The 13,725-nt window shown below is 68.0% G+C and carries 12 protein-coding genes; 3 read left to right on the top strand and 9 right to left on the bottom strand.

Annotated features, from left to right (window positions below):
• The first annotated feature begins 315 nt into the window (after nucleotides 1-315).
• The gene (locus tag IAE56_RS06220; protein ID WP_234455926.1) at nucleotides 316-3,102 is read left to right on the top strand and encodes a TonB-dependent receptor; all 2,787 of its coding nucleotides are present in this window, start codon (nucleotides 316-318) and stop codon (nucleotides 3,100-3,102) included.
• Nucleotides 3,103-3,321: 219 nt separating this feature from the next.
• On the opposite strand, the gene fhuE is transcribed toward IAE56_RS06220, so the two are convergent.
• The 4 genes from fhuE to IAE56_RS06200 form a co-directional block, all read right to left on the bottom strand.
• Nucleotides 3,322-5,484 carry a ferric-rhodotorulic acid/ferric-coprogen receptor FhuE gene (gene fhuE / locus IAE56_RS06215; protein ID WP_200751882.1) on the bottom strand — a complete coding sequence of 721 codons (2,163 nt, stop codon included), beginning with the start codon at nucleotides 5,482-5,484 and terminating at the stop codon, nucleotides 3,322-3,324.
• Nucleotides 5,485-5,711: 227 nt separating this feature from the next.
• A complete protein-coding gene (locus IAE56_RS06210) occupies nucleotides 5,712-6,188 on the bottom strand; it encodes a hypothetical protein (RefSeq protein WP_200751881.1) in 477 nt (158 codons plus the stop codon).
• 74 nt (nucleotides 6,189-6,262) lie between these two features.
• Entirely contained in the window at nucleotides 6,263-6,814 is a 552-nt protein-coding gene (locus IAE56_RS06205; protein ID WP_200751880.1) for a M23 family metallopeptidase, read from the bottom strand.
• Complete coding sequence (locus IAE56_RS06200; protein ID WP_200751879.1) at nucleotides 6,811-7,284, bottom strand: Lrp/AsnC family transcriptional regulator; 474 nt, start codon at nucleotides 7,282-7,284, stop codon at nucleotides 6,811-6,813. The genes IAE56_RS06205 and IAE56_RS06200 overlap by 4 nt, the downstream gene beginning before the upstream one ends.
• A gap of 72 nt (nucleotides 7,285-7,356) precedes the next feature.
• On the opposite strand from IAE56_RS06200, the gene IAE56_RS06195 reads away from it, so the two are divergent.
• Nucleotides 7,357-8,232 carry an EamA family transporter gene (locus tag IAE56_RS06195; protein WP_200751878.1) on the top strand — a complete coding sequence of 292 codons (876 nt, stop codon included), beginning with the start codon at nucleotides 7,357-7,359 and terminating at the stop codon, nucleotides 8,230-8,232.
• An 86-nt stretch (nucleotides 8,233-8,318) separates the two neighbouring features.
• On the opposite strand, the gene IAE56_RS06190 is transcribed toward IAE56_RS06195, so the two are convergent.
• The 4 genes from IAE56_RS06190 to IAE56_RS06175 all read right to left on the bottom strand — a co-directional run bounded on the left by IAE56_RS06190 (nucleotide 8,319) and on the right by IAE56_RS06175 (nucleotide 11,595).
• Nucleotides 8,319-9,056, bottom strand: a complete 738-nt coding sequence (locus tag IAE56_RS06190) for an endonuclease/exonuclease/phosphatase family protein (protein WP_174213557.1) — start codon at nucleotides 9,054-9,056, stop codon at nucleotides 8,319-8,321.
• Between the two features lie 53 nt (nucleotides 9,057-9,109).
• Nucleotides 9,110-9,934, bottom strand: a complete 825-nt coding sequence (locus IAE56_RS06185; protein WP_108769992.1) for a thiol:disulfide interchange protein DsbA/DsbL — start codon at nucleotides 9,932-9,934, stop codon at nucleotides 9,110-9,112.
• 106 nt (nucleotides 9,935-10,040) lie between these two features.
• Nucleotides 10,041-10,688 carry a thiol:disulfide interchange protein DsbA/DsbL gene (locus tag IAE56_RS06180; RefSeq protein WP_200751877.1) on the bottom strand — a complete coding sequence of 216 codons (648 nt, stop codon included), beginning with the start codon at nucleotides 10,686-10,688 and terminating at the stop codon, nucleotides 10,041-10,043.
• A 106-nt stretch (nucleotides 10,689-10,794) separates the two neighbouring features.
• On the bottom strand, nucleotides 10,795-11,595 hold the full coding sequence (locus tag IAE56_RS06175) for a c-type cytochrome (protein ID WP_108769990.1): 801 nt from the start codon (nucleotides 11,593-11,595) through the stop codon (nucleotides 10,795-10,797).
• A 157-nt stretch (nucleotides 11,596-11,752) separates the two neighbouring features.
• Here IAE56_RS06175 and yihA point away from each other — a divergent pair, with 157 nt between their 5' ends.
• The gene (gene yihA / locus IAE56_RS06170) at nucleotides 11,753-12,355 is read left to right on the top strand and encodes a ribosome biogenesis GTP-binding protein YihA/YsxC (protein WP_079223317.1); all 603 of its coding nucleotides are present in this window, start codon (nucleotides 11,753-11,755) and stop codon (nucleotides 12,353-12,355) included.
• 173 nt (nucleotides 12,356-12,528) lie between these two features.
• Here yihA and IAE56_RS06165 read toward each other — a convergent pair whose 3' ends face one another.
• On the bottom strand, nucleotides 12,529-13,503 hold the full coding sequence (locus IAE56_RS06165; RefSeq protein ID WP_200751876.1) for an MBL fold metallo-hydrolase: 975 nt from the start codon (nucleotides 13,501-13,503) through the stop codon (nucleotides 12,529-12,531).
• Between the last annotated feature and the right edge of the window lie 222 nt (nucleotides 13,504-13,725).

Genomic DNA, 13,725 nt, shown 5'->3' with positions numbered 1-13,725 from the left:
TGACGCTTCGGAGGTTTGAGTCTCTGCCCAGTTCCTGCTCAGATTCGCTTTGGACTCGAGAATTCAAATAAGTCCTAGATCTCCATCTGGGACAAGAATGATTCATTCATCAGAACGGCGTGAAAGGGTGTCGCAGGTCACGTCAATGTTCTTACAGCTTGTTTACAAAGGAGACGCTGCCGCCACGCAGGCGGGGAGCGCGGCAGCCCATGTCCCGACATTCCTTTGGAGAGAGAGCGAATGAATCACCTGCATTACCGCCCCTTGGCGGTCGCTGTCGCGCTGTGCGTGACGGCCCTGGCACCGCTGGGGGCAATGGCCCAGACGGCCACCACCCTGGATGCCGTCGAAGTGACCGGCACGCGCATCAAGCGTGCTGAAGTGGAAGGCCAGGTGCCGATCCAGACGCTGAGCAGGGGCGACATCGAACGCACCGGCCTGAGCTCGATCGGCGAAGTGCTGCAGCAGCTCACCGGTTCCGGTTCGGCGCTGAATGCCAAGTTCAATTCGTCCGGCAATTTCGGCTTCCCGCCGGATGGCAGTGGTGTGGGTGCCGGCTCGGCACAGGTCGACCTGCGCCACCTGGGCGCCAAGCGCGTGCTGGTGCTGGTCGATGGCATCCGCTGGGTCAATGAATCCTCGGCGTCGGGCGTGGGCGCGGCCACCGATCTCAACACCATTCCGCTGGCGATTGTCGAACGCATCGAAGTACTGGAAGACGGTGCCTCGTCGCTGTACGGCTCCGATGCGATCGCCGGCGTGGTCAACATCATCACCCGCCGCGATTTCGATGGCGGCCAGGTCACCCTGAACTACGGCGAATACAGCAAGGGCGACGGCACGCAGAAGGGCGTGGACCTGGCCTGGGGCACCAGCGGCGAGCGCTACAGCCTGTTCCTCGGCGCGAGCTGGACCAGGCAGGATGCGGTGTATGCGCGCGACCGCGAACAGTCACGCTTCCCGATTCCCGGCACCGGCCTGGCCTTCGGCAGCGGTGGCATTCCGCAGGGACGCTTCGCCTTCGTCGATCCCAACACCGGCGCCGAGCAGGACATCGTGCCCAATACCGGCGTGAGCAACCCGCGCTATGACGGCAGCGCCGGCTGCAACCGCAGCGACGACTACCACTGCTTCACCAGCGCCGACCGCTTCAACTTCGCCGAATACAACATGGTGCTGACCCCGTCCGAGCGCAAAGGCGTGTTCGGCCAGTTCCGCTTCGACATCACCGACGACGTCCAGTGGTACGTGAAGGCGCTGGGCAACCGCCGCGAATCGACCAACCAGGCCGGCCCGGAACCGCTGTTCTTCGGGCCTGACGGTGCCACCGGCAATCCGCTGGCCGACAACATCGTGGTGTCGGCGCTGAACCCGTACAACCCGTTCGGCTTCGACCTGGTGTCCGGCGACAACATGAGCCTGATCGGTCGCCGCCCGGTGGAAGGCGGCGCGCGCGTGTTCGAGCAGGAGGTCAACACCACGTACTTCGCCACCGGCCTGGTCGGCAGCTTCCAGGCGGCGAACCGCAGCTGGTACTGGGACGTCAACGGCATGTACAGCAAGAACAAGGCCGAACAGACCAACTACGGCAGCTACAACATCTACAACGTGAACCTGGCGCTGGGCGATCCGGCACTGTGCGCGGCCACGGCCGGCTGCGTGCCGCTGAACATTTTCGGTGGCGTCGGCTCGATCACCCCGGAGATGCTGCGCTGGATCCAGCCGGTGGTACGCGACCGCAGCCAGAACGAACTGAGCCTGGTCACCGCCAACCTGTCCAGCGATCTGTTCACCCTGCCGGCCGGCCCGGTGTCCTTCGCCACCGGCCTGGAACATCGCCGCTATGAAGGCTGGTACCAGCCCGATCCGCTGACGGTGATCGGCCACTACAACGGCGTGCCCTCGCAGCCGACGTCCGGTTCCTACGACGTCAACGAGGCCTACCTGGAGCTGAGCATTCCGATCTTCGCCGACTCGGCACTGGGCAAGAAACTGGACCTGAGCCTGGCCGGACGCTATTCGGACTACTCGACCTTCGGCGGCGAGTTCACCCCCAAGTACGGCCTGCGCTGGCAGGTGACCGATGACTTCGTGCTGCGCACCACCTATGCCGAGGGTTTCCGTGCACCGTCCATCGGCGAGCTGTACGGCTCGGCCGCGCGTGCCGACTTGCAGCTGTTCGATCCGTGCTCGGTGGGCCTGGGCGGCACCGCGCCGCGCGGCAATCCTGCCAACTGCGCCGCGCTGGGCGTGCCGACCGGCTTCCAGCAGGCGAACTCGCAGATCTCGGTGACCACCGGGGGCAACCGCGAGCTGGAGCCGGAGCGTTCGCGCAGCTTCAGTGCCGGCTTCGTGTGGAGCCCGTGGTTCGGCAACAACGCCACCTGGTCCGAACGCTTCGACGTGGAGGTGACCTTCTACCGCCACAACATCGACGGCGCGATCCAGGCGATCAATGCGCAGACCCAGCTGGACCTGTGCGTGGACACGCTGGACCCGGTCTACTGCGATGGCATCACCCGCGCCAGCACCGGCGCGGTCAACAGCTTCAACAACCGCCTGACCAACCTGGGTTCGATCAAGACCGATGGCTGGGACGTGGATCTGTTCTGGACACTGCCGCAGAGCGACATCGGCCAGTTCAAGCTGGGCTGGAAGAACACCTTCGTCGGCCGCTACGAAGCCACCGGTGCGGCCGGCCAGCGGCAGCCGCAGAAGCCGGGCGTGGAAGTGGCCGACAGCTCGATTCCGGAGTGGACCAGCAACGCCAGCATCGGCTGGACGCTGGACAACTGGAGCGCCAACTGGACGGTGCGCCACATCTCCGAGCTGACCGAGGACTGCGGTGATGCGGTGGCCTTCCCGGTGTGCGGCAACCAGGCCGCCGGCACCAACACGCTGGCCGCCACCACGTACCACGACCTGCAGGTGGGCTACAAAATCGACTGGATGAAGGGGCTGCAGCTGACCGCGGGCCTGAACAACGTGTTCGACAAGGATCCGCCGATCTGCCTGTCGTGCTCGTTGAACGGCTACGACGCCTCGACCTACGACATCCCGCGTGGCCGCTACTGGTACATGCGCGCGGACCTGCGGTTCTAGGTTGACCGGCAGGTGCCAGGGAACGGCACCTGCTTTTCACCGGTAGCGCCGGGCCATGCCCGGCGGCTTTTCGCGGTCATGTAGAGCCAAGCCATGCTCGGCTGCTTCATGCCTTTGTAGAGCCGAGCCCATGCTCGGCTGCTCTTTGCGAAAGCCAGTCGAGCATGGCTCGACTCTACAACGACCCACGGCGCCGGGGGCTGCCCGGCGCCGTCTGCATCAGAACGACCAGGTGAAGGTCAGCGAGCCATTGCGGCCGTCGCCGAACGCACCGTAGCCGTTGATCTGCGAGTAGTACTTCTTGTCCAGCAGGTTGTTGAGGTTGGCCTGCACGCTGAACTCCGGCGAGATGCGGTAGCGCACGAAGGCGCTGACCAGCGCGTAGCCGTCCTGTTCGATGCGGCCGTACGCCGGCACCGCGTAGTAGATGCGGTTCTGCCAGTTGGCACCACCGCCGACGGTTAGGTCCTGCAACGACTGCGGGGTGTAGCTGGTGAACAGCTTCAGCGTGGTCTGCGGCAGGTTGGTGTTGATGTCCGCATCGTTGATGTCCTTGGCCACGTAGCGCGAGGCGCCGAAGGTGGCATTCCAGCCCGGTGCCAGTTCGCCGTTCAGCTCGAACTCGAAGCCGCGGCTGACCGTGCCGCGTGCGGCGATGTAGGCGGTTTCGCCGCCGGTTCCGCCGATCACCGGTTCACCGGTCGACTGGCCGACGTTGTCCTGCTCGATGCGGAACACGGCCACCGAGGCATTCAGGCGGTTGTCGAACCACGCGCCCTTGACGCCCACTTCGTAGCTCTTGCCGTCGACCGGATCGAGGTAGCTGCCGTTGCGGTCCTTCAGCATCTGCGGCTGGAAGATCTCGGTGTACGAGGCGTAGGTCGAGTAGGTGTCATTGATGTCGAACACCAGGCCGGCATACGGCGTGGTCACCTTGTGCGAACGATCGGCGCCTTCGCCTTCACTCTTCCAGTCGGTGTAGCGCGCACCGATGATCAGCTTCAGCGGATCAGCCAGCGACAGGCGCGTGGCGGCATAGCCGGCCTTCTGGGTGATGGTGCCTTCGCTGGCCAGGCTCAGCGGGTTCCAGTTCGGTTCGCTGATGTTGCCGTTCCAGTTCAGGTAGCTGGAGAAGGGGTCCCACGCGAGGCCGGCACCACCGACCTGGTAGTCGCCGTAGTTGGCGTAGTCGCGCTTGTTGTAGCTCAGGCCTGCCATGAACTGGTGTTCGCGGCCGAACAGCTGGAACGGACCGTCGACGAAGCCATCGATCCCGTCGACCTTGCGCTCGGTGTTGTAGAAGCCGGCCGACGGCGAGATGCCGGCACCGGTGTTCTTGTCGAAGTACGAGGCGCCGGTGACCCAGTCGTTGTAGGCCGGGTAGAACAGCTTGTCGTCGGCCTTGGTCTCGTCATGCGTGGCGCCGATCTTGAACTTCCAGCCGTTGGCGAAGCCGTGCTCCAGGGTGGCGAAGGCGCGCTTGCTGGTGGTGTCCCAGTAGGTCCAGTTCGGGCTGGCGTTGAACGACTCGTCGTAGCCGGTGCTGGTGCCATCGGAGAACAGCATCGGGAAGCCGCCCCAGGTCGCGCCGTTGGCGCGCTTCTGCTGGTAGTCGTAGCCCACGCTCAGCTGCGTATCGGGGGTCAGGTCGGCATCGATGACCATGTAGCCCAGCGTCTTGTGCTGGTTGTAGCGGTCCATCTGCGCATCGGTGTCCAGGTAGCTGCCGATGACGCGACCACGCACGGTGCCGCTGGCATTCAGCGCGCTGCCCACGTCCACGGTGGTGCGGGTGCGGCCCCAGCTGCCGACGTTGACCGAGACGCTGCCGGCCAGTTCGGCGCTGTCGGCGTGCTTGCGGATCAGGTTCACCGAAGCGGACGGGTTGCCGGCGCCGCTGAGCAGGCCGGTGGCACCGCGCACCACTTCCACGCGGTCGTACAGGGCCAGGTCCAGGCCGGAGTCACCGTAGCTCCAGTTCTGCACCATCTGCGTCGGCAGGCCATCGAACTGGTAGCTGTCGATGTAGAAACCGCGCGCGTAGAACTCGGTGCGCTCGGTGTCGGACTGGGTGCTGCTCACGCCGGTGGTGTTGCCCAGCACGTCGATGATGTCGTCGAGGTTCTGGTCCTCGATGCGCTGGTGGCTGATGATGCTGATCGACTGCGGGATCTCGCGCGGGGCCAGGTCGAAGCGGGTACCGGCGGAGGTCTTGCGCACCGAGTAGCCCTCGGCGCGTTCACCCTTCACCACGACCTTGTCGAGGGTGGTCGGGTCGGCAGCGGTTTCGGCGAAGGCGGCCGGCGCGGCGGCCAGGCACAGGGCGGAGAGCACCGCCGCGGACAGGCGATGCGGCAGCAGAGCAGGGGTCGAGCGGATCATGTGGGTTCCTGGACGGGCACGTGCGTGCGTCCGACCGGCTTCCCGGATGGTCTGGCGCCGCGGCTGGTGGGGGGTCTCACGCCGCTGGCGGGGCCCTGCGCTGCAGGACGGTGGCTGGGCAATGCGAGGAGGGCGAACCGTCCTGGCTGCCCTGAAAACGCAAATATGGTAATGCGAATTGTTTCTATTTACAAATGAAGCGGGGGCGTGCCAGTCCCTTCGTCGCCTCAGTCGTCCAGCGGGGTGCGCTCGGCCTGGATCTTCATGTGCGGCAACTGGCCCTCGATGCCATCGGCGTACTCGACGGTGACCATCACGTCTTCATCGATCATGGGCGCGCCGTACACCTCCACCTTGCCGGTCATGTACACCGGGGTGCTGCGCAGACGCCCGGCATGGATGGCCGTTGGATCCAGACAGGCCAGCGTGTGGCGAATATTGGCCGAGGCGAATTCGGTCGAGGTGTTGGGGATCAACCAGCGGCAGAACTGCTTGCCTGCGTCGCTGCCATCATCCTCGCAGCGCTTGCTCCAGCGGCTCCAGTCGGTCACCAGTTCAATCGATCGCGGGGCATCGACCTGTGCGGTGTTCGCGTAGGCCGCCAGTTGCCTGCACCACGGGTCGCGCTGTGCCTGCAGGGTGCTGCAGCCGGTGGCCAGGATCACGGTGGCGATCAACATCGGGGTGGCGCGAAGCGGGGCCATCGGCGTGCTCTCCCTGTCACTGCGGCTGATGATGCGGCGGGCCCGTCGTGGTGTCGAGCCGCAGCGTCACGCGCTCAACGCAGCAGCGGCAACGGGTCGCGGGCGCCGTCCTTGCCGTAGATGCCCCAGTGCAGGTGCGGCGGCGTGCCCTTGGCGTTGCCGCTGTCGCCGACGTGGCCCAGCAGCTGCCCGGCCTGCACCACCTGGCCTCGCGCCAGGCCCTCGGCCCAGTCTTCCAGGTGCGCGTAGTAGTAGCGCTCGCGGCCGGGGCCGATCACCCAGACCTGGCGCCCGCCGAGCCCGCGTTCGCTCACATCGGCGATGACGCCTGCGGTGACGCTGCGCACGGGCGTGCCGCGCTTGCCGAAGATGTCGATGCCGGCATGCGTGCGGTCACTGCCGCGCGGTGCACCGAAGGTGTCGGCGATCTGCCGCGGGCGCACGCCGTCCACGGGCACGGGCAGCTCGGTGGCCGGGGGCATGCGTCCCAGCGCCCACAGCATCTTCGGTGCCGCCGCCCACGGGCTGTTCCACAGGGACAGCGCGGCGAGGCCGGCGGCCAGCAGCAGGGCGCCGGACAGCAGCCAGCGGCGCAGGCGTCGGGCAGGGGAGGGCGGCGAGGTCATGGCAGCGGCACCGAGAAGCTGCGCTTCAACGTGCCCAGCGCCACCGAGGTGCGGAAGCGCTCGATGTTGTCATCGCCCCCGAACAAGCGCTCGGTGATCGCTTCGTACTCTTCCATCGACGCCGCCGAGAGCAGCAGCAGGAAATCGCCATCGCCGGTGATCGAATAGCACTGCTGCACGGCCGGATCGTCCTGCACGCGGCGGCGGAACGGGGCGACCTTTTCGCGCTGCTCGCTGACCACCCGCACCTCGACGATGATGGTCAGCGGACGCCCGACCTTGGCCGCGTCGAGCACGGCCACGTTGGCAGCGATCACCCCGCTGTCCTGCAGGCGCTTGATGCGCCGCTGCACGGCGGGGGTGGACAGGTGCACGGCCTCGGCGATCTGTCGCTGCGGCAGGGCGTTGTCCTGCTGCAGCAGGTCGAGGATGGCGTGGTCGAAGCTGTCCAGCACGGGGGCGGTGGCCATGGCGAGCAGAAATTGCGCGGACGGGCCGTCAATTGAGCCAAGTGCTCGCCGCCAGCGCAATAGACTTTGCGCATGCAGACTTCCCGATTCGCGCCGATGTTGCCGGCGCTGGCGGTGCTCGGCTCGGTTACCGCGCTGGCCATCGGCACCTCCTACGCAAAACACCTGTTTCCGCTGGTCGGCGCGCAGGGCACCGGCGCCCTGCGCGTGGGCTTCTCGGCGCTGTTGCTGCTGCTGTTCTGGCGGCCGTGGCGCTGGAAGACCAGCCGCGTGGATGCGATGACCATCCTCCGCTACGGGCTGACCCTGGGCCTGATGAACCTGCTGTTCTACATGGCCATCCGCACCATTCCCTTCGGCATCGCCGTGGCCATCGAGTTCACCGGCCCGCTTACGGTGGCGATGCTGTCCTCGCGGCGGCCGATCGACTTCCTCTGGGTGGGCTGCGCGCTGGTCGGCCTGTTGCTGCTGCTGCCGCTGGGCGGCGGCCCGGCGCTGGACCCGGCCGGCGTGCTCCATGCGATGGGGGCGGCCGCGTGCTGGGGCCTGTACATCGTGTTCGGCAAGCGCGCCGGCCACCTGCATGCCGGCCACACGGTTTCGCTGGGGCTGCTGGCGGCGTCGCTGGTGGTGGTGCCGGTGGGCGTGGCCCATGCGGGCATGGCGCTGCTGGAGCCGAAGATCCTGCTGGCGGGCCTGCTGGTGGCGCTGGTGTCCAGTGCGATCCCGATGTCGCTGGAGATGATGGCGCTCAAGCGCCTGCCGAAAGAGACCTTCGGCATCCTGATCAGCATGGAACCGGCGGTGGCCGCGCTGTGGGCGATGCTGCTGCTGCACGAACACCTGGAGGGCGTGCAGTGGCTGGCGATCGGCTGCACGGTGGTGGCCTCGGTGGGCAGCACGATGACCGCACGGCGGCTGAGGACCCCGGTGGTGCAGGCCGGGTAGCGCCGGGCCATGCCCGGCGGAGAGCAGTGCGGACCAACGGTCCGCACCCACCAGAGCAGCAGGTCCGCACCTACCGGAACGGTGGGTCAGCGCAGGGCTTCGGCCGGGACGTCGATGGCCATGGCCAGGGCCAGGTGGTCGGAGAACGCGGCCGGTACGGCTTCCACGCTGCGGGTCTGCAGGCTGCTGCTGACCAGGATGTGGTCGATGGCCCGGTCCGGGCGCCAGCTGGGGAAGGTCGGCACCACGCAGCCTGGCGGCTGCAGCCGGGTTTTCTGGTACAGCACCTGCATTTCCGGGCGCTCGGCCAGGCAGTTGAAATCGCCCATCAGCACCGCGTTCGGGTGGTCGGACAGCAGCTCGGCGATGAAGCCGAGCTGCGACATCCGCGAACCCGCGCCCAGCGACAGGTGGGCCACGGCCACGGCCAGGCCGTCCTCGCCATCGCCGAACTTGGCCAGCAGCACGCCGCGCCCGCCGATGCGGCCGGGCAGGGCGTGGTCCTGTACTTCCACCGGTTCCAGCTTGCTCAGCAGCCCGTTGGCGCTGGACGCCACTCCGCCCATGCGCCGGTTCGGCTGGTGGCTCCAGTAATTGAAGCCGGCACGCTGGGCCAGGTAGTGGGTCTGGTTGGTGAAGCCCGACCGCAGGCTGCCCGGGTCGGCCTCCTGCAGGCCGACGATGTCATGGCCGCGCGCCAGGGTGGCGATCGCGTCCAGGCTGCTGCGCTTGCGTCCCGCCGGCAGCGCATGTGACCAGCTGCGGGTCACATAGTCGCTGTAGCGGCGGGTGCTTGAGCCGGCCTGGATGTTGGCCGTCAGCAAGCGCAGGGTCCGTGTGTGGGGGGAAGTCACGGCCGGTAATGCTTTCTCTTGGATCAGTGAGCCTGGGCCGCACCGCGTTCGCGGGCGATCAGGTGGTCGGCGATGCGCAGCATGTCCGGGAAGCTCTTGCCCTTCACCAGGTACTTGCCGTTGATGATGATCGACGGGGTGCCGCTGATCGCGCTGCGCTGGGCGAACTGCTTGGCCGAGTTGGTCTTGGCGTTCACCGCGAAGCTGCCCATGGTGGCGGCGAACTGCTTCGGATCCACGCCGTAGCCGGCGTAGAACTTGGCGATGTCGTCGACCGAGTCGGCGCCGCGCTCACCCTTCAGGGTCTGCTGCGAGTGGATGGCGGCGTACAGCGCTTCGTGGGTCTTCTCCTGCACGCCCAGGGTCTGCGCGGCGTAGAAGGCACGGGCGTAGTTGTCCCAGGTGCCGCCGAACATGGCCGGCACGTAGACGAAGTTCACGTCGCTCGGCAGGCCGGCCTTCCACGGGCCGACCAGCGGCTGGAAGGCGGCACAGGCCGGGCAGACGTAGCCGAAGATCTCGACCACTTCGACCTTGCCGGCGGCCGGCTGGAACGGCTGGCCATTGCTGATCACCTGGTAGTCGCTGCCTTCCACCGGGGCCGGGCCGGTCAGCGCGGTGGTGGTCGGGGCCGGTGCGGCGGCCGGAGCGGCTTCGGTGGCGGCCGGGGCAGCGCCTTCGGTGGCGGCAGCCGGCTCGGCGGCGGGGGCCGCGGCAGGCTCGGTGGCAGCCGGGGTGGCGGCCGCTTCAGCCGGGGCGGTGGTGTTGGTGGTGCCGTCGTCGGCCTTGCAGGCCGCCAGGATCGGCAGCAGGGCTGCAAGTGCGAAAGCAGCGATACGGGTCTTCATTGAAACGTCTCCAGCATCTGGAAAGGTGGGGCCAGCGGCGGGCGCCGGCCAGGGGGAAATGATGACATGCGGCGGCGACAGCGCCGTGTCGATGGTCGGGATTGGTTCAGCGGCCGCGGGCGCGGGCTTCGGAGATCAGCTTGGACGCGATGCGCAGCTGGTCGTCGAAGCTGTTGCCACGCACCAGATACTGGCCGTTGATGATGATGGCCGGAGTGCCCGGCACCTGGGTGCGCTGGGCGAAGGCACGGGCTTCGGCGACCTTCTTCTGCACCGCATCGCCACGCAGGGCCTGCTTGTAGCGGTCGGCGCTCACGCCATAGGCGGTATAGAAGGTGGCGAGCTCATCGGCCGAGATGTTCTGCATCGGCAGCGAGCCGTCCTCATGCAGGGCCTTGAACACGGCGGCGTGGCTGCGCTTGGCAACGCCCACTTCATCGGCCGCGTAATAGGCCAGGGCCCAGGCATCCCAGGCACCGCCGAAGGCGGCCGGGACCGGGGTGAAGCGCACGTCGGCCGGCAGCTTGGCGGCCCAGGCTTCCAGCTGCGGCTCGAAGTGAGCGCAGTGCGGGCAGGTGTAGCCGAACACTTCAACGACTTCGATCTTGCCGGCCAGCGGCTGGAACGGGCCGGACTTGGCGATGCGCTCGTAGTCTTTGCCTTCAACCAGCGGGGCATTGGCGGGGGTGGCGGCGCAGGCGGCCAGCGGCAGCATCACCAGCAGGGACAGCAGAAGGCGGGGAATCAACCTCATCGACACGCATCTCCATTGAAAATAACAACGCCGGCGCAGCCGCCGGCGTGAAGGAAACATACCGCAGCCGCGGGCCGCCGTGGCGACCCGGGCCGACCAGTGGTGGTCAGGGGGCGGCGGCCGGTTGCGTGGCGGTGGCCTCGGCGGCGATGTCATCGGCCTTGTTGTGCAGGCCCTGCAGGTAGCTGGAGAGCGCCTGGACTTCCTGCTCGCTCAGCTTCTGGGCGACGGCGGCCATGATCTGGAAGTGCGCCTTGTCGGTCTCGTTGGTCTGCCCGGCCTGGTATTCCTGCAGGCGGCGGGCGACGTAGCTGGCGTGCTGGCCGCCGATGTGCGGGTAGGCCGGGCCGGGGTTGCCGGCGCCGCTGGGGCCGTGGCAGGCCATGCAGGCGGGCAGGCCGCGCGTGGCGTCGCCACCGCGGTACAGCTGCTGGCCGATCTCGTAGAACTTCATGCCCTTGTAGGGGCCGTCGGCCACCGCGGTATCGTCGGCGATGCCGGCGGTGGCCTTCTGGGTGGCGAAGAACGCGCCGATATCGCGCATGTCCTGCGGGGTGAGGTTCTGCACGAAGGGCACCATCGCCACCGACGCGCCGGAACTGCGCTGGCCGTTGGCGATCAGGGCCATCTGCTGGGCCACGTAACGTTCGCTCTGGCCGGCGATGGACGGGTACATCTCCACCGTGGAATTGCCGTCGGCCCCATGGCAGGCCGCGCAGGCCGAGGCCTTGGTCTGGCCGGCCTTGGCGTCGCCCCAGGTGGTCTTGCTGAAATCCACTTCCAGCGAGGCGGTGCGGATCGGCCCGTTGTCGGGCAGCGGGGTCAGCGTGGTCTGCGCGAACGCAGCGGCGGCAACGACGACGGCAGTGGCAAGAGCGGATACGGCAAGAACGCGAGCGTGGCGCATGCTAAAGCTCCGTATGGACCGGGCCGGGGCGTGGCCGCCGGCATCGCCCGGATTATCAACGCCGTTTCCGCGCACGGTCAACGCAGCAGTGCAGCATTTTCCCGGCCTGCGGCCCCCGGAACGGGCGCGCGGCGCCGCAACATGCGATCCTAGGCGCATGTCATTGCTCATCGAACGCGCCCGTTACCACCTCTCGGCCCACAACGTGCGGCAGCTGCCGCCCGATGAAGGGGCCGAAGTGGCCTTCGCCGGCCGCTCCAACGCCGGCAAGTCCAGCGCCCTCAACGCGCTGACCCGGCAGAACTCCCTGGCCCGCGTGTCCAAGACCCCCGGCCGCACCCAGCAGCTGGTGTTCTTCCAGATCACCCCGGAAGCGCACCTGGTCGACCTGCCCGGTTACGGCTACGCCAAGGTGCCGCTGGACCTGCAGGCGCACTGGCAGGCCTTCATCGACCGGTACTTCCGCACCCGCGAAGCCCTCAAGGGCCTGGTGGTGGTGATGGACATCCGCCACCCGCTGAAGGACTACGACCGGCAGATGCTGTCCTATGCCGTGCAGCGTGGCATGCCCGCGCACGCGCTGCTGACCAAGGCCGACAAGCTCAGCCGCAGCCAGCAGATGCAGACCCTGCAGAAGGTCCGCAAGGAACTGCATTCGGCCTATGGCGACAGCGTCAGCGTGCAGGTGTTCTCCGGTGAGGACCGCACCGGCGTGGACGAAGCCCGCGGCGTGATCGGCGGCTGGCTGGGGCTGGCGTAAGGCGTCTCCGCTGCGCTCGCCGGGGGGGGGGCCCCCCGGGGCCCCCGGGGGGGGGGGCGGCGGGGGGGGGGCTGGCTTACGGCGGCCCCGCGGCGCGCGCCGGGCTTGGCCCGGCGCTACCCGATGTTGCCGCGACCGGGGACCGGTAGCGCGGGGCCATGCCCGGCGGCACCTCATTTCAACGGCGAATACTCCGCCGGCACCCACGCATAGGCCTCGCCCTCGCGGCGCACATGGCCCAGGCCGGGGAACGGCAGGTGCGCGCCGGCCACCCACCAGCCCTTGGCGGTGGCCTGCTCAAGCAGCCCGCGACGGCTGGCGATGGCCGCCTTGCGGTCCGCATCGGCCTCGAAGGCCGCTTCCGGGTGCGCGAACTGCACCGCGTGGAAGTGCAGCACATCGCCCCACACCAGCAACGACTGGCCCTGGCTGTCGAACCGGTAGGAGACATGGCCGGGGGTATGGCCGTGGGTGTCCATCGCCACCGCGCCGCCGGGCAGGGCATCACCGGGCTTGAACGTGCGCAGCCTGCCGTGGGCCTGGTACGGCGCCACCGCGTTGCGGGCCAACGGGAAGGCGAAACGCACGCCCTCCGGCGCACCGGCTTCGCTGGCCGGGTCCAGCCAGTAGTCCGCATCGGCCTTGGACAGCCACACCGTGGCATTGGGGTAGGCCGGCTGGCCCTGCGCGTGGAGCACGCCGCACATGTGGTCCGGGTGAGCGTGGGTGAGCAGGATGTCGTCCACCTCGGCCGGATCGACGCCGGCGGCGCGCAGGTTGCCCAGCACCTGGCCCAGGCCGGGTCCGAAGCACTGCGCGGTGCCGGTATCGACCAGGGTCAGGTGGTTGCCTTGGCGGACCAGGAAGGCGTTGACCGCAGTCTGCAGGCCCTTCTTGTCCTCGGGCACGTAGCGGCCGTCGAGCAGGCGGGTGACCAGGGTGGGCGAGACATCGACCACTTGCTGGCGGCCGAGCGCGACGACGCCATCGAAGAGGGCGGTGACCTGCAGGGCGCCGACGCGCTGGTGGTAGACGCCCGGCACCTGCTGGGTGGGGGCGGGCGAGGTGGCTTCGGCCAGGGCGGCCAGCGGCAGGGAGGACAGGGCGAGAAGCAGGGCGCCGCGCAGGGGCAGGTGACGCAGGGTCATGAGGTGGGGCTCGGTAAGGCGGGATATTCCGTCGCTGTGCAGCGTGCCGGGTGGCGTGCGCGCGATGCGCTCAAACCACTGCGTGGAATGCTCAGGGGGTTTTGTTCGGCAGGGCTTGCAGCCCTGCACCTGCTCAATGCAACGGCAACGGCCGAAGCAACGTCAAAGGCAGGTTTCCTGAGGGTAGGCGGGGTGGGTCCGGTTGAGGGGGACGCTGCAAGT

Origin of the sequence: Stenotrophomonas sp. S41 (genome assembly GCF_016624625.1) — a bacterium.
In the GTDB taxonomy this organism is placed as follows: domain Bacteria; phylum Pseudomonadota; class Gammaproteobacteria; order Xanthomonadales; family Xanthomonadaceae; genus Stenotrophomonas.
This window is presented reverse-complemented; position numbering and strand designations above follow the sequence as displayed.